This is a genomic window from Streptomyces sp. NBC_00442 (genome assembly GCF_036014195.1).
Taxonomy (GTDB): domain Bacteria; phylum Actinomycetota; class Actinomycetes; order Streptomycetales; family Streptomycetaceae; genus Streptomyces.
The window spans coordinates 5,241,190-5,263,396 of the sequence record NZ_CP107918.1; the positions used below are offsets into that span (position 1 = coordinate 5,241,190).

Consider the following 22,207-nt stretch of genomic DNA (forward strand, 5'->3'; position numbering starts at 1 on the left):
CGACGCCTTCACCCTCACCGAGCGGTGAAGAGCCCCTCGGCCACCTCGATCGACGGGTTGCCGAACGCGATGGTGCGCAGCACCTTGCGGTACACCGGGGTGTGCTTGACGACGGCCGCCAGCTTCGGGCGCACCCGCGTCGCGAACGTGCCGGTCGACAGCATCGCCTTGGACTGCATGCCCTGGAGCCGCATCATCGTCGCGATGTCGGGCGCCCTGCGCTCCTCGAACCGCGACAGGAACGCGGCGCTCGCGTCGCCGCGGCCGACCGACTCGACGAGCAGCGGATGCAGCACGACCGCGTCCTGCACCGACAGGTTGATGCCCTGCGCGCCGATCGGGCTGTGCGTGTGCGCGGCGTCACCCATCAGCACGAGACCGTCCGCGGCCCACCGCTCGGCGCGCCCGGAGAACACGTCCAGGAGGCTCAGGTCGCGCAGCGAGGTGATCTGCCCGTCGATCAGGTCCGCATACGCCGGCACCGCCTTCGCCAGCTGCTCCTTGACGTGGCCGAGCCCCTGCGCGACGACATTCTTGTAGCCGCCGTGCGGCAGCGTCCAGCCGACCTGGATCCGGTCGGGCCAGGACCCGTACGCGAGGACCGGGCTGGTGCCCGCCCCCCTGAACACCCTTACGTCGTGGCTGCCTTGAGGCTCGCCGCTGGTCAGCTTGAACCACAGCACGTCCTGGTCGAACGCCTCGCTGCGGCCCGCCTCGATCCCGGCGAGCCTGCGCACCTTGGAGAACCGCCCGTCGGCGCCGACCACGACCGCGCTGTGGAAGACGTGCCCGTCGGCGGCGGCCCCCGTGATCCGGCCCCGCTCGTCGCGCAGCAGCGCGTTGACACGGCAGCCGTCCACGTACTCGAAGTCCGCGAACTCGGCGCAGTGCAGCAGGAGTTCGGTCAGCAGGTGCGACTGCGGGATGGACAGCAGATGGTCGTACGGGGCCGGGAGCGCGCGGTAGTCGATGTCGAGCAGCACCCGGTCCTGCTCCACGAGCCGGAAACGGTCGTGCTCGTGGCAGCCGCGGGCACGGGCGCCGTCCAGCACCCCGAGCCGGTCCAGGACCCTCATCGCGCCCGGCTGAAGGATCTCGCCGCGGAACTCCCGCTGGTGCGAGCGCGACCGCTCCACCACGCTCACCCGCACCCCGGACCTCAGGAGCAGCAGCGCGAGGGTCAGACCGGCGGGGCCCGCCCCGACGATGCACACGTCGCTGCGGTGCTCCTCGTCGACGCGGGCCCCGGCACGGACCTCCTCGGCGGCCGCGGTCATCGCTGCCCGGCCAGGACGAGCGCGGACCGCACGTCGGTGGTGGCCAGTTCGAGGACCCGGTCACGGCCGGCGGACGCCACGGCGAGCACGTCGGCCTGCACCACGACACCGCCGGGCCCCTGCGTCAGACGCCAGCGGCGCCGGTACAGCTCGGCCGGTCCCGGCGGCGTCAACGGCTTCTGCACGAGGGTGTGTCCGCCGTGCTCGATCTGTACGCTCCGCACACCGTCCCGGGTGCCGAACCAGGCGCTGTCGTCGCCCTCGCGCGGCGGCAGGGCCGCCAGGAGCCGGGCGTGCACCTCGGCCACCGAGCCGGACACCACCGCCCGGTCCTCCACCCGGATCACGTCCGAGGTCAGCGCGCCGGGCTGCTCCGTCTTGGACTTCAGGGTGCGCATCTGGAGCCCGCCGTGCCGGTCGAGCTCGCCCGCGGTGTCCTGCGGATCGGCGTCGGTGGTGAACCAGTGCCCGGACACCACCTGGCAGCCGCCGCCGGGGCGCGGCAGGAAGTCCCAGGTGCCGCCCAGCTCCTTGATCGGGCCCACCGAGCCCTGCTGCGCGAAGTCCATGCGCAGCGCCACCGGGTCGAGGGTCCGCCGGGAGGTCCAGATGCGCAGCCCGCCCTCGGGACCCGGGCGCACCGCCCAGAACTTCACCTCGTCGTCCTGCCCGTCCTGGGCGACGATCTCGGTGTGTGCGATCCAGGGGTAGAGCAGCGGCCAGTCGGCCACGTGCGTCAGCGCCCGGTAGACGGTGTCGGCGGACGCGTCGATCTCGATCCCGGCGCGCGTCCGGTGGATCTCCCTGTCGGTCGTGGAAGTGGTCACAGCGGTACCTCTCAAAGGATGGCGGGGGAGGGGGTGGCGGCGGCCTTGGCGCGGAGCATGCGGCTCAGGGTCAGACCGGGGTCGGTGACCACGACGGGCCCGAGCGCGGCATCGATGCGGGCGAGGAGCTCCGGGCCGAGCACGGCGTCGGCGGCCGCGAGGTTGCGGCCGATCTGCTCGGGCGCGGAGGCCCCGATGACGGCCGTGGCGACGGCCGCGTTTTGCAACACCCAGGCCAGCGCGAGCTGGGGCATCGTCAGGCCGGTCTCCTCGGCGAGCGCGGCGACCCGGCCGACCGCGGAGAGAACCTCGTCCGACAGGAAGCGGTAGCGCTGGATGGACACCTCGCCGCCCTGGGCGGCCACCGCCCGCGACCCGGCGGGCGCCTCACGGCCCGGCCGGTACTTTCCGGTCAGTACGCCGCCGGCCAGCGGTGACCAGACCATCTGGCCGATGCCGAGCGGTGCGCAGGCCGGCACGACCTCGGCCTCGACGACCCGCCACAGCATCGAGTACTGCGGCTGGTTGGAGACGAGCTCGATGCCCAGCTCACGGGCGAGCTCCGCGGCCCGCTCGATCTCGTCCGCGGCCCACTCCGAGACGCCGACGTGGCGGACCTTGCCCGCGGCGACGGCGTCCGCGAACGCGCCCATGGTCTCTTCGAGCGGCGTCGAGTCGTCGTACAGATGCGCCTGGTACAGGTCGATGTGGCCGGTGCCGAGGCGGCGCAGCGAGGCGTCGAGCGACTCGGCGATCCGGGTGCGCGACAGCGCCCCCGGGCCGGGCCCGCCGCCCCTGCCCACCTTGGTGCAGACCACGACGGCGTCCCGGTCGACGCCCGCGAGGGCCCGGCCGAGGTGCTCCTCGGCCCGGCCCTCGGCGTACGCGTCGGCGGTGTCGAACGTGGTGATGCCCGCATCCAGCGCGGCCCGCACGCAGGCGGACGCGGCCCGGTCGTCCAACTGGTTGCCGGCGGTCAGCGAGTTCCCGAACGCGACCCGGCTGACCACCGGTCCCGAGGCGCCGAGACGGCGGTACTCCATGGTGAATCCCTTCTCTGTGCGAACTCTCTGTCCCGGCCGTGGCCCGCCCCGCGAGCCGTCAGGCGCCGGCCGGGGCGAACGCGGCGCGGTTGCCCGCGACCGGGGCGGCGGGCGTGGTGCGCACCTCGGCGAGCGCGGCCAGCGCCCCGTACTGGGGCAGGGCGGTCGCCGCGAGCGCGGCCTCCGCGGTGCGCCAGCGGGTCAGGGCGGTGAACCCGCCGGGCCGCGCGAACAGCGACTTGGCGAGGTCGGCGGCGACGAAGCCGTCGAGGGCCGCGGCGGCCTCGGCGTGGGCGCGGAAGGCGCCGATGAAGGCTCCCGGGTCGCCCTCGACGGTGAAGGAGTCCACGAGGAGCACATCGCCGGGCTCGCCCGGGGCCCCGTCGAAGCGGGCGATCCCCATCGAGGGGTCGGCCTCCACGGAGACGATGGCGTGGAACTCCTCGGCGTGCTCCTGGAACGTGGCGCTCGCGAGGACCTCCTTGAAGTCCTCGGGACGCTCCCACCAGCCGAGGTTGATGTACACCTCGGGCCGGTCGGTGGAGCGCACCGCCTGGTGGGCGACGAAGCCGGGACGGGTGCGCATCCACTCCACGTGGGACAGGAAGCGCGCCTCGAACTCCTCGGCGCCCGCCGCGTCGAGCAGCGTGAACGTGTTGATGACGGTGAAGGACATGCGGGACCTCTCCGGTTCAGCCCGCGACGGGCTGACGAGCCGTCAACTGCTCGGCGAGCAGACGGCGTTGGATCTTTCCGTTGCCCGAGCGCGGGATCGCGTCGAGCGTCATGGCGTCGCGCACGTGCTGGTAGTACGGCAGGGCGTCATTGGCCCGCGCGATCACCTCCGCGAGCACGGCGTCGGCGCTCTCGTGGACGGGGCGGGCGCCCGCGAGCACCACGAGGGCGCCGGCGACCGCGCCGTGCCCGGCGTCGGCGAGCTCGACGACGACGACGTCGGCGACCCGCGGGTCACGGCGCAGGACGCGCTCCACGTCCGAGGGCGCGACCAGGAAGTTGTCGCACTTGAAGACGTCCTTGAGACGGTCCACCAGGAACAGCCGGCCGTCCTCGTCGATGCGGCCGACGTCGCCGGTGTTCAGCCAGCCGTCCGGTTCGAGACCCGTGCCGTCGGGCCCGCCCACATACCCCTGCATCACCTGCGGTCCGCGCAACTGCACCTCGCCGACGCCCTCGGCCGCGAGCACCGCACGCGACTCGATGTCGACGACACGGCACTCGGTCCCGGCGACGGGCGTGCCGACGGAGCCGTGCACCGGGTGGTCCGGGTCGTCGCTGTGGGTCAGCGGGGAGGTCTCGGCGAGCCCGTACCCCTGGAAGACCGGCACCCCGAACCGCTTGGACAGGCGGCGCGCGGCCGGCACCGGGAGGCCCGAGCCGCCCGACGCGATCCGCTGGATCGTCGGCAGGGAGAGGGAGTCCAGATCGGGGTCGGCCGCCAGCCGGGCCAGGCGTACCGGAAGGCTGTACAGGATCGTCGCCCCGTGCCGGTTGGCGGTCAGCAGCGCGTTGTACGGCTCAGGCGAGGCGCACAGCACCTGCGTGGCGCCCGCGGCGATCGCCGAGTTGAGGTGCATCGGGTGGTAGGTCGGCAGGTGGTTGAGGCTCACCGTCGAGCCGTCGAGCCGGTGCGCCCGTGCGATCTGCGCCGCGTTCACGGTCACGTTGCGGTGGCTGAGCCGGACCGCCTTGGGGCGACCGGTGGTGCCGCTGGTGAACTGGAGGGCCGCGGTGTCCCCGGGGCCCAGGCCATGCGGGGCGAGCGGCGCGTCGCTCGCGAGGACGTCCACGCCGTCACTGCCCGCGCCGATGAGCACGACGTCGTACAGCGCGGGCAGCCGGTCGCGGACCTTGTCCAGGCGCGCGTTCAGGGCCGGATCGATCAGGGCCACGCGGGCCCCGGCCAGACCGAGCACATGCGCCAGGTCGTCCTCGCGCAGCAGGGGGTTGACCACCGCGACGGTGTGGCCGGCCCGCACGGCCGCGTAGTACGCGACCGCGACATCCGGGTGCAGCACCGTACCGACCGCGACGACCGACGGCTCCGGCGCGAGCGCCCGGAGCCCGGCGGCCACCTTCGTCACCCGGGCGTCGAAGGTGGCGTAGTCCATCGTGAAGTCGTCGGTGACGACGGCGGCCCGCGCCGGGTGCGCGGCGGCCGCACGCGACAGCAGCTGGTCGAGCCGTTCCGGCACCTCGGGAAGCGTGTCAGCCACGGAGCGCCTCCGCGTAGGTGCGCGCCAGCTTCAGGGTGTTGGTGGAGTTGGTGGACAGCGCGCGGTGCACATAGGCACGGGCGTCGGCGACGGTCTTGCCCTCACCGAGGTACTTCTCGATGGTGTCGGTGCGCAGCGTGACGGTGTGCCGTGAGGTCACATCGACGCCGTCCGGCGTCTCCACGATCGTCCAGCGGCCGGTGTGCGCGGTCATGAGCCCCGGCACGGTGGTCTGCTTGTAGACGATGCGGTCCGGCGCGAACACGACCCGGATCGACTCGGTGGTGTGCACCGAACCGTCGGCGGTGCTGGTGTCCATCGCCATGACCTGCACGCCCGGCTCGTCCTCGGTCAGGTCCAGGCGCGCCACGTGCGGCAGCCGCTCGGGCCACAGGTCGGCCCGGTTCAGAAAGTCGAACACGTCACCGGCGTCGGCCTTCATGTGGACGGTGTCGTCGAAGGTGAAGACGAGCTCGTCCAACTGGGCGTGCTGCTCGGCGAGTTCCTTGATGTTGTTCAGCTCGGCCGCGCTGTTGCGGTCCACTGCCGCGCGGATCCACTCCACCGAGGCCGGCACGTCGTCGACGGCCTCGAAGTCGTGGTGGAGTTCGAGCAGCGCGGTCTCGGCGTCCACGGGCGAGACGACCCAGGCGCCGCCCATGCCGGCCACCGGCGGCGCGGAGACCTCCTGGCGGAAGTCGACCCGCAGCCGCTCCGGGTCGAAGGTGCGGCGCGAGATCCAGTTCTTGACGGCGCCGTTGGCGGTCGCCCAGATGTGGATGCGCTCCGCGCGGTCGTCCTGCTCCAGGTGCTCGACGTGCACGTTGGGGCCGAAGTACTGCGGCCACTTGGTGACATCGGCGACGATCCCGTACACGACCTCGGCGGGGGCGGCGACGGCGACGCTGTGGAGGGTGTGGTGCTTCGTTCCGGTCACGGACACGGGTGGATTCCTTCGCTGCTCGGGGAGTTGAGGGAGCCGTCGGGCTCGTCGGGGCCGGTCGGACCCCGTGGGGGTCAGAAGTTGCCGAGGCCGCCGCAGACGTTGAGGGCCTGCGCGGTGATCGAGGCGGCGGTGTCGGTGGCCAGGTAGCCGACGAGCCCCGCGACCTCCTCCGGGGTGGAGTAGCGGCCGAGCGGGATCTTGGAGGTGAACTTGGCGAGGATCGCGTCCTCGGAGGTGTCGTACGCCTCCGCGTAGCCCTGCCGCACGCGCTGCGCCATCGGCGTCTCGACATAGCCGGGGCACACCGCGTTCACGGTGATGCCGGTCGGGGCGAGCTCGTTGCCGAGCGCCTTGGTGAAGCCGACCACGCCGTGCTTGGAGGCGGAGTAGGGGGCGCCGAGCACCACGCCCTGCTTGCCCGCGGTGGAGGCGATGTTGATGATGCGGCCCCAGCCGCGCTCGCGCATGCCGCCCACGTTGAGCGCCTCACGCGTCACCCGGAACACGCTGTTCAGGTTGGTGTCGATGACGTCGTCCCACAGCTCGTCCGACACGTCGGCGGTCACGCCGCCGCCGCTGCGGCCCGCGTTGTTGACGACGACATCGACGCGCCCGTACGCGGCGACGGTGGCGGCCACGACGTCCTTGACCGACTCGGCGCTGCGGACGTCGGCGCTCGCGCCGGACACCTCCAGGCCCTCCTCGCGGAGCTCCTTCACGGTGAGCTCCACCGACTCGGCGTTGCGCGCGCAGATGAACACCGCGAGACCGGCCTCGCCCAGCGCCCGCGCCGACGCCAGGCCGATCCCGCTGGTCGCCCCGGTGATGAGCGCGACCCGGCGCTCGCTGGTGACCTTGGGCTGAGTCATACGAATCTCCTCGGATGAGTTGGTGTACGCGGCCAAAGTGCGCCGGGCCACTCGAACCGGTGTCGAGCCGGGCTTGACCCTCATTGCGGGGCGCGGCGGGCCCGCCGGCCCCCACCGGCGCACCAGCGGGGGTCGAGCGGGCGCCCCGATGCTCAGGGGGCAGGAAGATCCAGGAGGAGAGGACCCCCATGAGCGTCACCGAGCTGCCGCAGACCACCACGGCCGGGCTGTACACGGAGATCCAGCAGTTCTACGCGCAGCAGATGCATCTGCTCGACGACGGGCGCGTCGAGGAGTGGGCCCACACCTTCACCACCGACGGTGTGTTCGCCGCGAACGCGCAGCCGGTGCCGGCGGTCGGCCGCGAGGCCATCACCGCCGCGGCCGCCGCCGCGACGGAGGCGTACGCGAAGGCCGGCGTCCAGCGCCGCCACTGGCTGGGCATGGTCTCGGTCGAGGGCGTCGACGGCGACGTCGTGACGGCCCGCTGCTACGCCCTGGTCATCGAGACGCCGCGGGGCGGGCGGCCGGAGATCAAGGCGAGCACGCTGTGTGTGGACCGGGTGGTGCGGGTGGACGGTGCCTGGCAGATCCAGGACCGCCAGATCACCCGCGACGACCTGATCTGACGTCCCGCCCCTCCGGGGCCCCAGAACAAGTGCCCGCACGCGATCCCCCGGCGTGCGGGCACTTTTGCGCGTGCGCGGCGGGGAGGGTATGGGTGCGCGGCGGGGGTGGGTGCGCATGTCACCTGCGGGCCGTGCGTGGCTGGTCGCGCAGTTCCCCGCGCCCCCAACAGCACTGGGCGTGAGGCATTTTCAGCCCGTCCGGCGTTTGAGGACGAGCGCCCTTGAGGCGCGAACGGGGTCCGGGGCGGAGCCCCGGGAACGCAGAACGGCTGCCGCGTCCCGTAGGGGACGCGGCAGCCGAGGGAGGGGCTACGCCGCAGCCGTCGCGGACGACAGGCACTCGTTGATGAACTCCAGCAGCACCCGCGGCGTCGACGCCTCGGCCACCGTGTCGTCGGACAGCTGTATCTGGTAGTCGCGCTCGATGACCCCGGTCACCTGGAGGATCGCCAGGGAGTCGTACCCCAGGTCGTCGAACGGCACGTCCAGGACGTCGCCGTCCAGGTCGATCCCCTCGCCGACACCCGCGCACTCGCGCAGCAGCGTGGTCAGTTCCTTGAGATTCATGAAGCTCGCCTCTCTCAACGCCAGCAAATGGCAACTACAAATGGGGAGTTCAGTGCGCCGCGGTCACGACGGCCGCCGCGTTGAAGCCGCCGGTCCCGCGGGCCAGGACGAGTGCGGTGCGGACGGGCCCGCGCCGGGCCTCGGTGACCAGGTCGAGCGCGTCGGCCGCGACCGGCGAGGTGACGTTCACGGTCGGCGGGATCACCGCGTCCCGGATGGACAGCAGCGCCGCCGCCAGGTCGAGCGAGGCGCCACCGGCCGACAGGCGGCCCGTCATGGTCTTGGGGGCCGTCACCGGCACCCCGCGGGGGCCGAAGAGGGCGGTCAGCGCCGCCTCCTCCTGGCGGTCGAGCTCCGGCACCCCGGACGCGTCGGCGAAGACGACGTCCACGTCACCAGCGCTCAACCCGGCTTCGGCCAGAGCGAGTTCGGCCGCGCGCCGCAGGCCCGGCTCGCCACCGCGGCCCGGCCCCGGGTCGAACGTGGCGGCGTAACCCGAGAGCTGTCCGTAGATCCGCGCGCCGCGCTCACGCGCCGCCTCGGCGTCCTCCAGGACGAGGATCGCGCCGCCCTCACCGGCCACGTAACCGCTGGCCTCGCTGTCGAACGGCAGGAACGCGCGCGCCGGGTCGGCGACGGAGCTCATCCGGCCGCCGGCGAGCTGCGCCGTCCAGCCCCAGGGGCAGACCGCGCCGTCCACGCCGCCGGTGACGATGAGCTTGCTGCCCTTGCGCAGCTGGCGCCGGGCCTGCGCGACCGCGTCGAGCCCGCCCGCCTGCTCGGTGACCAGGACACCGCTGGGTCCGCGCAGCCCGTGCCGGATGGAGATCTGGCCGGTGTTGACGGCGTAGAACCAGGCGTACGACTGGTACGCCGAGACGTACTGGCCGCCCTTGCTCCACAGCGCCTGGAGCTCGCGCTGGCCGAATTCGAAGCCGCCCGCGGAGGCCGCGGTGACCGCGCCCGCCGCGTACGGCGGAAGCTCGGCCGGGTCGGCGCCGGAGTCCTCAAGGGCCTCCTTGGCGGCGGTCAGCGCGAGCCGCGTCATGTGGTCGGTCTGCGGAAGCAGCCGGCTCGGGATGTGGTCGGCGGCCTCGAAGCCGGGCACCTCGCCCGCGAGCGTCGCCGGGTAGCCGGAGGCGTCGAAGCGGGAGACCGGGCGGATGCCGCTCTCGCCGGCCACCGTCGCCTCCCACCAGGCCCGTGTGCCAAGGCCGTTGGGGGCGGTGACGCCGATCCCGGTGAACACCGCGGTGGCGGAGCGCACCGCCGTACGTTCGAGCAGCTCGCTCGTCATGCCGTCTTCCTCCGCTCGGGCTTGGTGAGCACGATCGCGCTCTGGAATCCGCCGAAGCCGCTGCCCACACTGAGCACGGTGTTGATCTCGCGCTCGCGGGCGTGGACCGGCGTGTAGTCGAGGTCGCACTTGGGGTCGGCCTCGTGCAGATTCGCGGTGGGCGGCACCATGCCGTGCTCGATGGCGAGCGCGGACGCGGCGATCTCCAGGGAGCCGATGGCGCCGAGCGAGTGCCCGATCATCGACTTGATGGAGGAGACGGGCGTCGCGTACGCGTGGTCGCCGAGGCTCTTCTTGAACGCGGCCGTCTCGTGGCGGTCGTTCTGCAGGGTGCCCGAGCCGTGCGCGTTGATGTAGTCGATGTCGGTGCCGGGGATCCCGGCCTCCTCCAGCGCCGCGCCGATGGCCTCGGCCATCTCCGCGCCGTCGGCCCGCAGGCCCGTCATGTTGTACGCGTTGGAGCGCGAGGCGAACCCGGCGATCTCGGCGTAGATGTGCGCGCCGCGCGCCACGGCCTGCTCGTACTCCTCCAGGACGAACACCGCGCTGCCCTCGCCGAGCACGAAGCCGTTGCGGGACTTGTCGAAGGGCCGCGAGGCCGTCTCCGGCTCGTCGTTGCGGTTCGATGTGGCCTTGATGGCGTCGAAGCAGGCGACCGAGATCGGCGAGATCGGCGCCTCGGTGGCCCCGGCGATCATCACGTCGGCGCTGCCCTCGCGGATCAGCTCGACGGCGTGGCCGACCGAGTCCAGGCCCGAGGTGCAGCCGGTGGAGACCACGGCCGTGGGGCCCTGCGCGCCGAACTCCCAGGCGACCTCCGCCGCGAACGAGCTCGGCACGAAGTAGTCGTAGAGGTGCGGCACGGCCCGCTCGTGGTCGACGAGCCACTCGGCGCCGTTGTTGCTGACCGCCGCGTACTCGTAGTCGAGCCCGGTGGTCGCGCCGACCGCGCTGCCGATGGTGACACCGGTACGGAACGGGTCGATGCCCGTCATGTCGAGGCCACTGTCCGAGACGGCCTCACGGGCGCCGACCAGGGCGAACTGGGCCGCCCTGTCCAGGCGTCCGGCCTGCTCCTCGGTCAGCCCCTGGGCGACGGGGTCGAAGTCGACCTCCGCGGCGATCCTCGACCGGAAGGCCGAAGCGTCGAAGAGCGTGACGGCCCTGGTCGCGGTGCGTCCCGCGGTCAGCAGGGACCAGTACTCCTTGGTGCCGACGCCTCCGGGGGCGACCACACCGATTCCGGTGATGACTACGCGTCGGCTCACCTGTCCCCCTCGTTGGGCTGGGCCTGGGGGTGCGCCCCGGGAATGTGCAGCACGGCTGCGTCACCTCTCTGATAGGTCCACTGTCAGATCCGCTGTCGGAAGGAGTCTCGTACCGTCCTCTTGACGCCCGCTCGACCCGCCGCCGTACTTCCCCTTGAGCGACTCCCGCAGCTCGAGGGCCACCTCGCGCAGCAGCTCGGGAACCACGCGCTCGCGTACGAAGAAGTGGTCGCCGGGCATGGTCTGGAGGCGGAAGTGGGTCACCGAGTAGTCGGCCCACTCGGCCACCTCCCACAGCGGCGCGATCGGGTCGTCCCGGCCGGCCAGCGCCATCAGCGGGGTGCCCACCGCCTTGTCGGCGTTGACCTGGCACAGGGCTTCGCCGAGGCGCAGGTCGTCGCGGAGCGCGGGGATCACGTGTCGCTGCCACAGCGAGCGGTCCCGGCCGCCGGCCTCGGGCGGCGCCGCCTCCAAGTCGACCAGGAGATCGATGAGTTCGTGGTCCGGGAGCCGCGCCCCGCGCAACAGCGTGTTGCGCAGGTGCGGCGGCGGTACGGCGCCGATGACCAGACGGGCCGGCGGCAGCAGGCCGTCGTCCTCCAGGGTCCGGGTCAGCGCGTGGGCGACCAGGCCGCCGAGGCTGTGCCCGTACAGGAGGTAGGGCCGGTCGAGCAGGGGGGTGATCAACTCCCGCAGCTCGTTCATGAGGTCGGTGGCGTCGGTGATCCGGGCTTCCTTGGCGCGCGGGCCGCGGCCCGGAAGGAGCACCGGCACCACCTCGGCCGTGTCGCCCAGGATCTTCTGCCACTTGGCGAAGGAGGAGATACCGGCGCCCGCGTGGTGGAAGCAGAACAGCCAGGGCGTCACGGTGTCCTCCCGTGTGGCGCTCCCGGATCTCATTCGTCGATCAGGGCGACGGCCCGGGTCCAGCCCGCCCCCGCTCCGGCGATCTTCACGGGGAAGCAGGACACCCGGAAGCCGTGCGTGGGCAGGGTGTCGAGGTGGGCGAGCCGCTCGACCTGGCAGTACTCGCGGCGCCGGCCCGCGAAGTGCGCGGGCCACAGGACCGACGTGTCGCCCGTCTCCTGGAAGGTGCGGATCATGTGCCCGAAGGGCGCGTCCAGGCTCCAGGCGTCGGTGCCGATGACACGGACGCCGAGGTCGAGCAGGAAGTCGGTGGCTGGGCCGTCGAGCCCCGCGAAATCGGTGAAGTATCGTGGTGTGCCCGCGTGTTGGGATGCCCCCGTGTGCAGCATCACGATGTCGAGGGGCCGCGGGGTGTAGCCGGTCTCGGCGATCTGCTTCTCGATGCGCTCGACACCGATGGCGCCGATGCCGACATCGCTCACGTCCAGGACGACGGCCGGGCGCAGGAACCAGTCGAGCGGCATCTCGTCGATGTGCCGGGGCCGCCCGTAGTCACCGACCGACCCGTAGTGCGAGGGCGCGTCCACGTGGGTGCCGGTGTGGCTGGTCAGGGTGAGCGTGTCCAGGGAGAGGAGTTCGCCCCCGGGCAGGTCCGCCGGGTCGAAGTCGAGCCCGAAGTGCTCCTTCATCTCCGCCGCCATGTGCGCGGCGCCCTCGGCGGGCGTCATGATCTCGTGGACGATCGGGTCCGGTTCCCAGCCGGCCGCGTCCACGGGCGACGACAGATCGATGACTCGCAAGGTAACCCCCAGTGTCGTTGGCGACGTTCGGGGGGCACTGTGCGTCCGCCTCCTAGAGGCGGGATCGAGCCACGCACGCGTCGGACCCCGCCCTGTGGGGGGAGAGGGCGGGGTCCGGACGCGTTGCTGCCGGGCGGTCGGGCCGCCCGTGCGCCGCTCAGGCGGCGAAGAGGTCGAGCACCGGGCGGCGCCCGGCCAGGTGCGAGTCGAGCGCCGGGTCACCGGCGAGCACCGCGCGGTGCAGCTGCTGGAGCCGCGCCGACGGGTCGAGACCCAGCTCCTCGGCGAGCCCGCGCCGCAGGTTCTGGAACACGTCCAGCGCCTGCCACTGCCGGCCGGAGCGGTAGAGCGCCACCATGCACTGGGCGTGCAGGCCCTCGTGCAGCGGGTGACGAGCCGTCAAAGAAGTGAGTTCCGCGAGCAGTTGCATGTGCCGCCCGAGCCGCAGATCGGAGTCGATGCGCTGCTCCAGGACACCGAGCCTGCTCTCCTCCAGGCGCACCAGCTCGATCTCCAGGAGCGGGCCGAGGCGGACGTCCACCAGGGCGGGTCCGCGCCACATGCCGAGCGCGTCGCGGTAGAGGGCCGCCGCGCTCTCGTCGTCGCCGCGCTCGGCCGCGCCGCGCCCGGTCGCCACCAGACGGTCGTACTCGTGCACGTCCACGTCGCCCGGGGTCACTTCGAGGAGGTAGCCGCCGTGCCGGGTGGCCAGCACCTCGCGTGCGGTGTAGGGGCTGTCCGGGCCGAGCGCCCCCGCGATCAGCCGGCGCAGCTGAAGGATGTACGTCTGGAGGGTGGTCAGCGCGCTGCGGGGCATGTCGGCCCCCCAGATCTCCTCCATCAGCGTCGGCACGGGCATGACCTGGTTGGCGTACACCGAGAGCAGCGCCAGTATCTGACGGGGCTTGCCGGCGCTCGGGACGACCGACGTGCCGCCCGATTCGGCCGTGAGCGGACCGAGAACCTTGATCTCCATGGGATTCCTCCGGGGTCGGATCTGCCGGATGACCCGATGGTGTGCGCCACCCGGCTCCAAGCACCCTCAAAAGCTGTCACCCGGGCCCGAGTTGTGGCAGTGCCGGGCTCCTGAACCCGGCATGTGAGTGTCCTGGACACAGGTATGAAAGTTTCATGTGCATCCCGTGAGCGCGGCACTGGGGCGGATTCGTCCGACCCGGCAGAGTTCTGGACGTCGGGCCGACCAGGAGTCGAGTACCGGCGGCTAGGGGGACACGTTCCCCCGGGCCTTCACCAGTTGTCTGCCAGGGGGAAAACATGAACGCGAATCTCGGCCTCGGTCTCACCGTCTCCGCCAGTGACGACCTCGTGATCGAGGAGTTCGGACAGTCCTCCTACTCGTTGCAGGCCGCGCTCTACACCCAGTGCATCGCGAGTTCGCTGCTGGTCACCGAGTCCGCCCAGCACGCCTGATGGCATCTGTGCGGACCGCGGAGCCCCGCCTGGGGTTCAAGCCGCACCTGCGGGTCGAGCAGGTGCCGGGTGAAGCGGTGTACCTGATCTCCGACCAGCGGGTGACCGCTCTGCACGGCGAGCAGATCGCCTGCCTCGCCCCGCTCCTCGACGGCACCAGGCCTCTCGACCGGATAACGGCAGACGCCGGGGACACTCTCCAGGCGGGCCAGGCGGCCCGACTGGTCCAGCGCCTGAACGGCGCCGGGCTTCTCTCGGACCGCGGCCCGGCAGAGGTGGCACCCCAGATCGCGGCTGAGCAGGCGTACTGGGAGGCGGCGGGCCTGGACGGTACCGCCACGGTGGCTGATCGCCCGCACACGCTGGTACGGGCCCTCTCGGTGGGCAGCGCAGATGTACGGGCTCTGGTCGATTGCCTGACCACCGCGGGCCTGACCGCCCTCGCCCCCGAGAACGACTGCCCGGACGCGCTGACCGTCGTCCTCTGTGACGACTACCTCGACCCCGCCCTCGCCGTGGTGGACGCCGCTCACCGTGCGGCAGGCCGCCGCTGGCTTCCGGTGAAGACCGAGGGAACCGAGCAGTGGATCGGCCCGTTCTTCGGGGACCCCGACGGGCCCTGCTGGTCCTGCCTGGCCGAACGCCTGTGGCGGTCCCGCCCCGTGGAGGCCCACGTCCAGCGGATGCTGGGACGATCAGGCCCGGTGCTCCGACCCTCGTGCGCTCTGCCGGCCGCACGAGTGGCCGCCATGCAGACCGCCGCGTTCGAAGCGGCCAAGTGGCTCTCGGGATACCGGCACTCCAGCCAGCTGTCCCTGCGAACGATCGATGGGCTCACTCTCGCCGACGAGCTCCACCCGGTGGTGAGGCGTCCGCAGTGCGCGGAGTGCGGCGAGCCGGGTATGACAGCCGCGCACGTGCAGACACCTGTGGTGCTGCGATCGCGCTTGAAGGTTGATACGGGCGGCGGCGGACACCGCACGATGAGCCTGGATCAATTCATGCACCGCTACGGTCACTTGATCGACCCGGTGACTGGTCTCGTCCGCGAAATCCGGCGTGACCCCCGCGGCCCCGAGTTCTTCAACTCGTTCTGCGCCGGGACCAATCCCGCCGCCGGCAAGGGCGGGATCGGCGGGATACGGGCCGGACTGCGCTCCACCTGCGGTGGCAAGGGAGCCACCGAACTGCAGGCCAGGGTAGGTGCGCTGGCGGAGGCCCTTGAGCGTCACTCCGGCCAGTTCGAGGGTACGGAAACCGTCGTGCGCGGCAGCTTCGCCACTCTCACCGACGAGGCCGTCCACCCCGACACCGTGCAGCTCTACGACCCCCGGCAGTTCGGCGGACGTGCGGAGTGGAACGCGGCGCACGGCCCCTTCCAGCACATCTGTGATCCGTTCGACGAGGAGGCGGAGACCGACTGGACACCCATATGGTCGGTCACCGAAGAGCGCCGGAAACTGCTGCCCACCGCACTGCTCTATTACGGAGTGACGCAGTCGCCGGGCCACGTCTCCTTCTTGAGCACCTCCAACGGCACCGCCGCCGGCGCCAGTCTGGAAGACGCGGTGCTCCAGGGGTTCCTCGAACTCGTCGAGCGTGATGCCCTCGCCCTGTGGTGGTACAATCGGACTCGTCAGCCCGGCGTCGACCTCGACGCTTTCGACGATCCCTGGATCGCCGAACTCCAGCGTGTACATGCGTCGTTGGACCGGGAAGTGTGGGTACTCGACCTGACCGCCGACCTCGGAATCCCCGTGATGGCCGCCCTTTCGAGGCGTACGGACCGCGCGTCGGGGCAGGCGGAAGACATCATGCTCGGCTTCGGCGCCCACTTCGACCCCGCGATCGCGCTGCGCCGCGCCCTGACCGAGCTCAACCAGATGATGCCGCACGTGGTGACAGCGGACGGCGGCATGTCCCGCACGCTGACCGAGGACCCGGACATACAGGAGTGGCTGCGCACTGCGGCAGTCCTGGCCTACCCCTATCTGGCCCCTTCGGACGCGGCGCCCACCGGTCCGGACACGCACCTCTACACGCCGCACGACGACCTGCGTGACGACATCGTGGCAGCAGTGGAGATCCTCAAGGCCAAGGGGCTGGAACTCCTGGTCCTCGACCAGACAAGACCCGATGTCGGACTGCCGGTGGTCAAGGTGGTGGTGCCCGGACTCAGACCCCACTGGGCCCGCTACGCTCCCGGACGCCTCTTCGACGTCCCCGTGGAGCTCGGCAGACTGGCCGCGCCGACCCCGTACGAGGACCTCAACCCGGTCCCCCTCTTCCTCTGAACCCGCTGGACCCGCACGTCGCACGCGCACACCACACCCTGCCCGGTGGAAGGACCCCCCTCATGCGTATCGACCGCCTCGCGGCCCGTGAACTCGGCGAGTTCTGGTCGCTGCGTGAGGACGTCATGGTCCTGTTCGGCCAGAACACCGTGCTGCGCACGCCCTGGGGGGAGCTGCGTCTGGAACGGCCGGGCCCGCTGCTGCGCGAGGCGCTGCACCGGATGCAGCTCGGCCCCGTGTCGCTGGGCAACGTGGTGCCGGGCTTCCCCGGCTATGACGTGCCCGAGGGCGAGTGGAACGGGGCGTCCAGGCAGCTGCTCCGCGCCCTGTCACCGCTCCAGCACGTCATCGTGCGTCACCTCGCGATCGGTGCCTCACCGCTCCTGAGTGTGGTTCCGATCTCACCCCGCGCCAGATTCCGCCCGCCCTCGGTGGCCCCAGGAGGCGAACTCCGTGTGCCGAAGGAAGCAGTGCTGCGCGGGCCGGGGCGCGACCCTGTGATCGCGTACGAGGGTGGTGATCATCGCGTCGAGCTGCACGGCCCGGACGCTCCGCGACTGCTCGTCCACCTACAGGGCGGGAAGGGCGATTTCCAGTCACCGCTCGATGTTCCGCTGCCGCAGGCGGTGGTGCGTGCCGCCCGCGCCTACGCGGTCGCCGCGGGCGTGCTCTCGGCGGTTGATCTCAACGGTGCGGCCCGGCTGTGAAAACCGGTCGAGCACTACAGGTTCGGCCGCCGGATTGCCTATGATCCGGTCCGGAGACGTGCTTCTGACCGGGCACCGAAAGCCATGGGGGACAGTTGAAAGCGGAAATAGTCGACGAGGCGGAGGTCTTCTTCGCTGATGTCGGCCATCAGGTGTTGCCACCTCGAAAAGCGATTGCCATCACGGCCGTGGTGCTCCTCGGCTTCTTCGTCATCGACGGCTCGTACGTCTGGTTCGAGCAGCCACCGCTGTGGGAGCTCGTCGGGGCCCTCCTTGGCTTTGCCGCCATCCTGGGGTTGCAACTCGGTCATTCTTTTCCCAGTCTTGCGCCGTGGTTCTCCCGCTACAGGTACGTGACGTGGGGGCTCCAGGGTCTGCTCGCCTATCTTCCGATCCTCCGGTTCGGGGTGGCTTGGGGCGGTATGGCGGTGTTCTTCACCGCTTCTGCGGTGCTGGTGTTCCCGGCGGTCACCGGCTGGTCGCTCTTCTGCCTCGGAGCCTTCGCGCAGAGCCTCGTCTTCTACCATTTCCGTACAGGCTGGAACTCCGCCGCCTACGCGGCGGTCGAGTCGGTCCTGATCCCGTTGATCGTGATCGGGCTCTCGCGGATGTCCGACATGATCGTGAAACTCCACCGCTCACGCGAGGAACTCTCGCGTCTGGCCGTGGCAGGCGAACGGCTTCGGTTCGCGCGCGATCTGCATGACGTTCTGGGCTTCAGCCTCTCAGCGATTTCCCTCAAGTGCGAGCTTGCCTACCGGTTGCTGGCGGATGCGCCTGCCAAGGCGCACGAGGAGCTCGGCGACGTGCTGAGCACCTCGCGCAAGGCGCTCGCCGACGTCCGCTCGGTCAGCCGGGGTTACCGCGAGATGTCTCTCTTCGGCGAGGCGAACGCCGCTGTCTCGATGCTGTCGGCCGCGGGCATCCGGACCCAACTGAAGATCGAAAGCACCGGGCTGCCCGCGGCGGCGGATACCGTCCTCGCTGCTGTGCTGCGTGAGGGCCTGACCAATATGCTGCGCCACAGCAAGGCGGAACAGTGCGAAATCAGGGCCGAACTCCGGGGGCGCACCGCGGTGTTGATCCTCGCCAACGACGGTGCCGGGCGCGCGAAGCATCCCAAGGGCGCCGCGGACGGCGGCCTGGCCGCGCTCGGCTCCCGGGTCGAGGAGATCGGAGGCACTCTCGCCCATGGCTGCGACGGGCAGGGCTGGTTCCGCCTCGAAGCCGTCGTCCCCCTCCCCGACCGTGCCGCGCACGCACTGAAGGCGGGGCCGCCGTCCGCACGCCAGTTCAGCGATGCCGAAAGGCCCGTGCGCGAGTCCCGTGGTCTCGGCCACGCCGACATGGTGCCGCGCGCCGCGTCAGCGATCGCCCTCTCGGTACTGGTCGGCTACTTCTTGGCCTACTCGATGGTCGCCCTGTCCTTCCAGCCCACCTTCGGCGAGGGAGTGGGGCTTGAGCTCTGCCTGTTCGCGGCGCTCGTGCTCCAATGCGTGGTCTCCTTCCAGTGGCGGTTCGCCAGGTCGGTCCGCAGACCGAGGCTGCTGCGCTACGGCGCGCTGGGGGCCCTCGTACTGCTTCACTGCGTGCCCCAGCTGTTCCTCGGCCGGATCTACCTGGGTCTGCCGGGCTTTGTCGCGGGCTCGGCACTTCTGGTGCTGCCCGCCGCTGCCGGGTGGCCGGCCCTCGCCGCGGTGACGGCCGGGGGAGGCGTCTCGCTCTACCTGGCCGAGGGGTCGCTCGAAGACATTACCTACGCGTCGGCGTACACCGTCATTTGCGCCCTCGTCGTCTTCGGCCTGTCCCGCATGGCCCAGCTGGCCTCCGAACTCCACTGGTCCCGCGCGGAGATCGCCCGGTTGGCGGTGACGACGGAGCGGCTCCGGTTCGCTCGGGACCTGCACGATCTGCTGGGGTTCAGCTTGTCCGCGATCACATTGAAGTGTGAGTTGGTTCGGCGTCTCGCGGAGAGCCGGCCGGTGCAGGCGCAGGAGGAGCTGACGGAGGTGTTGCAGATCGCGCGCCAGGCGCTCGCGGATGTGCGGACAGTGGCTGACGGGCGGCAGCGGATGAGCCTGTCGGCGGAGGCGGAGAGCGCCATGGCGATGCTGGCTGGTGTGGGCATCCGGGCTACCGTGGACACGGACTGCGGTGAACTGCCCGGTGACGTGGACACGGTGCTCGCCACCATGCTGCGCGAGGGTCTGACCAACATGCTGCGGCACAGCAAGGCCGCCCACTGCGAGATCACGGCGGAGCGGACCACCGCCGGAGTGCGGTTGACCCTGGTCAACGACGGCGTCGACGGGGACGCGGCGCCGGGGCTCGACTCCACAGTCGACGGCGGCAGCGGGATCGGCAACCTGACGACCCGGGTCAACGCGGTGAACGGCCGGCTGGAGGCGGGGGCTCGGGCGGACGGCTGGTTCGAGTTGAAGGCCGAGGTTGCCCTCCTGGCGGCTGCCGCCTGACGCCCAGGCAGGGACGGGCCACGACGTCGTACGTCCACGCAGCGTCGTGGCGGGGCCGACGCGGCACGCGGCATTTCCGCACAGCTGGATCCGGTCCGAAGAGGGGCTTCTGACCGAGGGCCACGAGGCATGGGGGACAGTTGGAAGCAGAAGTCGTCGGCCGTTCGGAACGAATATCCGCAGACGTGGGCAGCGTGTTCCTTCCGCCGCGTAAGGCAATAGCCGTGACCGCGGCCGCATTGCTCGGATTCTTCGTGATCGACGCCGTCTACATCTGGGCCGAGAGTCCGCCATGGTGGGAACTCGGCGCGGCCCTGATCGGATTCCTGGTCATCATGGGCCTGCAACTCGCGCACTCTTTTCCGCAGTTCGTGCCTGAACTTCATCGATACCGGTATGCGACCTGGAGCCTCCAGGCGGTCCTGGCCTACGCGCCGCTGGCCGTGTTCGGCTTCGCGTGGGGCGGGATGACGGAGTTCCTGACCGCCTCGTCGGTCCTCGTCCTCCCCGCGGTGATCGGCCTGCCGCTTTTCGGCGCCGGAGTGTTCACCTGCTGGAGCCTGTACAGCGAGCGCGACACCAGCACCCTTGTCTACAACGTCCTCGAAGGCGCCCTGATCCCCCTGATCATCATCGGACTCTCCCGGATGTCCGACTTGATCATCAAGCTGCACCGGTCCCGAGAGGAGCTCTCCCGGCTCGCGGTGGCGGGCGAGCGGCTCCGGTTCGCCCGCGACCTCCACGACGTCCTGGGCTTCAGCCTGTCCGCGATCTCCCTCAAGTGCGAGCTGGCGTACCGACTGTTGGCGGACGCGCCCGCCAAGGCACAGGAAGAGCTCGCCGACGTGCTGCGCACCTCGCGCAAGGCGCTGGCCGACGTCCGCTCGGTGAGCCGCGGCTACCGCGAGATGTCCCTGTCCGGCGAGGCCAAGGCGGCGGTCTCCATGCTGAGCGCCGCGGGCATCCGCACCACGCTCAAGTTCGAGGCCGGACAACTGCCCGCCCTGGTGGATACCGTCCTCGCGACCGCGCTGCGCGAGGGCCTCACCAACATGCTGCGCCACAGCAAGGCCGAGAGCTGTGAGATCCGGGCCGAACGCGTGGGCGCGAGCGCCGTTCTGACCCTCACCAACGACGGCATCGGCCGCGTCCGGCCCGCCAGGACCGCCACGGACGGCGGTCTCGCCGCGCTGGAGTGCCGCATCGCCGCGCTCGGCGGCACCCTCGGCCACGGCTGCGACGGCCAGGGCCTGTTCCGCCTCGAAGCCGTCGTACCCCTGCCCGACCGCGCGGAGGAGGACCGCGACGGGCATCCCGCGGCCGTCCCCGGCACGGACGACACCGAAGGGCCGGCGGCGCAGCCGCACGGCCACCGCGACCTCGTGCCCCGGGCCGCCTCCGCGATGACGCTCACCGTCCTGGTCGGCTACTTCCTCGCGTACTCGGTGGTCGCCGCCTCCTACCACCTGCCGCTCGGCCAGGCCGTCGCCACCGAACTCTGCATGTTCGCCACGCTCCTGCTGCAACTCACGATCTCCTTCCAGTGGCGCTTCGCCCGGCTGGCCCGGCACGGCCGCCCGCTGCGCTACGGCGCCCTGGCCGCGCTGCTGCTGCTGCAGTGCGTGCCCTGGTTCTTCCTCGGCCCGATCTACCTCGGCATGCCCGGCTTCGTCGCCGGCTCGGCGCTCCTGGTGCTGCCGGCGTACGGGGCCTGGTCGCTGAGCGCCGCCGTCTGCGTGGCCAGCGAGATCGTCTTCTACCAGGTGGACCGGGTCACGACGGAGCTCTTCTACGAGGCGGGCTACACCGTCATCTGTTCCCTGGTCGTGTTCGGCCTGTCCCGCATGGCCCAGCTCGCCTCCGACCTCCACTGGTCCCGCACGGAGATCGCGCGGCTCGCGGTGACGACGGAACGCCTGCGCTTCGCCCGCGACTTGCACGACCTGCTCGGATTCAGCCTGTCCGCGATCACGCTGAAGTGCGAGCTGGTCCGCCGCCTCGCGCAGACCAGACCCGTACAGGCGCAGGCGGAGCTGACGGAAGTCCTCCAGATCGCCCGCCAGGCCCTCGCCGACGTACGGACGGTGGCGGACGGCCGGCAGCGGATGAGCCTGTCCGCGGAGGCGGAGAGCGCGACCGCGATGCTGGCCGGCGTCGGGATCCGCGCGACGGTGGACACCGACTGCGGCGACCTGCCCGGCGACGTGGACACGGTGCTCGCGACGATGCTGCGCGAAGGCCTGACCAACATGCTGCGGCACAGCAAGGCCGCCCACTGCGAGATCAAGGCCGAACGCACCGACGCCGGCGTGCGGCTGACCCTCGTCAACGACGGCGTCGACGGCTGCGCGGCGGCGGGCCTCGGCTCCACGGCCGACGGCGGCAGCGGGATCGGCAACCTGACGACCCGGGTCAAGGCCGTGAACGGCCGTCTCGTGGCGGGGGCCCGGCCGGACGGCCGCTTCGAACTCAAGGCAGAGGTCGAACTCCTCGCCACCGCGGCGTGAGGGACCGCGGGACGCCCGCATGAAGGACGGCGCGCCGTCCGCGTGCCGATCCGCTGGGCGAGGCATCGCCCGCGACCGAAGAAGTGCAAGCTCATGGGGGAGAGTTGAGGACGGATGCGGCCGGCCGCACCGAGCGGGAACCGGTCGGAGGTCAGGGCCGCACGGCACAG

Annotated in this window: 19 protein-coding genes; 6 read left to right on the plus strand and 13 right to left on the minus strand. The window is 71.3% G+C overall.

The window, feature by feature from the left end:
- Positions 1-14: 14 nt before the first annotated feature.
- The 7 genes from OG432_RS23335 to fabG all read right to left on the minus strand — a co-directional run bounded on the left by OG432_RS23335 (position 15) and on the right by fabG (position 7,196).
- Positions 15-1,277 carry an FAD-dependent monooxygenase gene (locus tag OG432_RS23335; RefSeq protein WP_328312896.1) on the minus strand — a complete coding sequence of 421 codons (1,263 nt, stop codon included), beginning with the start codon at positions 1,275-1,277 and terminating at the stop codon, positions 15-17.
- Complete coding sequence (locus tag OG432_RS23340) at positions 1,274-2,104, minus strand: SRPBCC family protein (RefSeq protein WP_328312897.1); 831 nt, start codon at positions 2,102-2,104, stop codon at positions 1,274-1,276. The genes OG432_RS23335 and OG432_RS23340 overlap by 4 nt, the downstream gene beginning before the upstream one ends.
- Positions 2,105-2,115: 11 nt before the next feature.
- The gene (locus tag OG432_RS23345) at positions 2,116-3,147 is read right to left on the minus strand and encodes an aldo/keto reductase (RefSeq protein WP_328312898.1); all 1,032 of its coding nucleotides are present in this window, start codon (positions 3,145-3,147) and stop codon (positions 2,116-2,118) included.
- Between the two features lie 58 nt (positions 3,148-3,205).
- Positions 3,206-3,823 carry an antibiotic biosynthesis monooxygenase family protein gene (locus OG432_RS23350; protein ID WP_328312899.1) on the minus strand — a complete coding sequence of 206 codons (618 nt, stop codon included), beginning with the start codon at positions 3,821-3,823 and terminating at the stop codon, positions 3,206-3,208.
- Positions 3,824-3,839: 16 nt separating this feature from the next.
- Positions 3,840-5,381 carry a class I adenylate-forming enzyme family protein gene (locus tag OG432_RS23355; protein ID WP_328312900.1) on the minus strand — a complete coding sequence of 514 codons (1,542 nt, stop codon included), beginning with the start codon at positions 5,379-5,381 and terminating at the stop codon, positions 3,840-3,842.
- Positions 5,374-6,324, minus strand: coding sequence for an aromatase/cyclase (locus OG432_RS23360; RefSeq protein WP_328312901.1), 951 nt, complete (start codon positions 6,322-6,324; stop codon positions 5,374-5,376). Before OG432_RS23360 ends, OG432_RS23355 begins: the two co-directional genes overlap by 8 nt.
- Positions 6,325-6,398: 74 nt before the next feature.
- Positions 6,399-7,196, minus strand: a complete 798-nt coding sequence (fabG, locus tag OG432_RS23365; RefSeq protein ID WP_328312902.1) for a 3-oxoacyl-ACP reductase FabG — start codon at positions 7,194-7,196, stop codon at positions 6,399-6,401.
- A gap of 188 nt (positions 7,197-7,384) precedes the next feature.
- On the opposite strand from fabG, the gene OG432_RS23370 reads away from it, so the two are divergent.
- Positions 7,385-7,825: a nuclear transport factor 2 family protein gene (locus OG432_RS23370; protein WP_328312903.1), complete on the plus strand. Its 441-nt coding sequence runs from the start codon at positions 7,385-7,387 to the stop codon at positions 7,823-7,825.
- A 309-nt stretch (positions 7,826-8,134) separates the two neighbouring features.
- Here the strand turns inward: OG432_RS23370 and OG432_RS23375 are convergent, their stop codons facing one another.
- The 6 genes from OG432_RS23375 to OG432_RS23400 all read right to left on the minus strand — a co-directional run bounded on the left by OG432_RS23375 (position 8,135) and on the right by OG432_RS23400 (position 13,600).
- Positions 8,135-8,392, minus strand: a complete 258-nt coding sequence (locus OG432_RS23375) for an acyl carrier protein (RefSeq protein WP_328312904.1) — start codon at positions 8,390-8,392, stop codon at positions 8,135-8,137.
- Positions 8,393-8,441: 49 nt separating this feature from the next.
- Positions 8,442-9,689, minus strand: coding sequence for a ketosynthase chain-length factor (locus tag OG432_RS23380; RefSeq protein WP_328312905.1), 1,248 nt, complete (start codon positions 9,687-9,689; stop codon positions 8,442-8,444).
- On the minus strand, positions 9,686-10,957 hold the full coding sequence (locus OG432_RS23385) for a beta-ketoacyl-[acyl-carrier-protein] synthase family protein (protein WP_328312906.1): 1,272 nt from the start codon (positions 10,955-10,957) through the stop codon (positions 9,686-9,688). Before OG432_RS23385 ends, OG432_RS23380 begins: the two co-directional genes overlap by 4 nt.
- Before the next feature lie 60 nt (positions 10,958-11,017).
- Positions 11,018-11,824, minus strand: a complete 807-nt coding sequence (locus tag OG432_RS23390; protein ID WP_328312907.1) for a thioesterase II family protein — start codon at positions 11,822-11,824, stop codon at positions 11,018-11,020.
- Between the two features lie 29 nt (positions 11,825-11,853).
- On the minus strand, positions 11,854-12,624 hold the full coding sequence (locus OG432_RS23395) for a cyclase family protein (RefSeq protein ID WP_328312908.1): 771 nt from the start codon (positions 12,622-12,624) through the stop codon (positions 11,854-11,856).
- Between the two features lie 157 nt (positions 12,625-12,781).
- Entirely contained in the window at positions 12,782-13,600 is an 819-nt protein-coding gene (locus OG432_RS23400) for an AfsR/SARP family transcriptional regulator (protein WP_328312909.1), read from the minus strand.
- A gap of 299 nt (positions 13,601-13,899) precedes the next feature.
- Between OG432_RS23400 and OG432_RS23405 the strand changes: the two genes are divergently transcribed.
- From OG432_RS23405 to OG432_RS23425, 5 genes are all read left to right on the plus strand, one after another.
- A complete protein-coding gene (locus OG432_RS23405; protein ID WP_328312910.1) occupies positions 13,900-14,055 on the plus strand; it encodes a hypothetical protein in 156 nt (51 codons plus the stop codon).
- A complete protein-coding gene (locus OG432_RS23410) occupies positions 14,055-16,349 on the plus strand; it encodes a TOMM precursor leader peptide-binding protein (protein ID WP_328312911.1) in 2,295 nt (764 codons plus the stop codon). The genes OG432_RS23405 and OG432_RS23410 overlap by 1 nt, the downstream gene beginning before the upstream one ends.
- A gap of 62 nt (positions 16,350-16,411) precedes the next feature.
- Positions 16,412-17,056 carry a hypothetical protein gene (locus OG432_RS23415; protein ID WP_328312912.1) on the plus strand — a complete coding sequence of 215 codons (645 nt, stop codon included), beginning with the start codon at positions 16,412-16,414 and terminating at the stop codon, positions 17,054-17,056.
- 95 nt (positions 17,057-17,151) lie between these two features.
- Complete coding sequence (locus tag OG432_RS23420; RefSeq protein WP_328312913.1) at positions 17,152-19,530, plus strand: sensor histidine kinase; 2,379 nt, start codon at positions 17,152-17,154, stop codon at positions 19,528-19,530.
- Positions 19,531-19,754: 224 nt separating this feature from the next.
- Positions 19,755-22,037 (plus strand): sensor histidine kinase, encoded by a 2,283-nt coding sequence (locus tag OG432_RS23425; protein WP_328312914.1) that lies wholly within the window; start codon positions 19,755-19,757, stop codon positions 22,035-22,037.
- Positions 22,038-22,207: the final 170 nt, after the last annotated feature.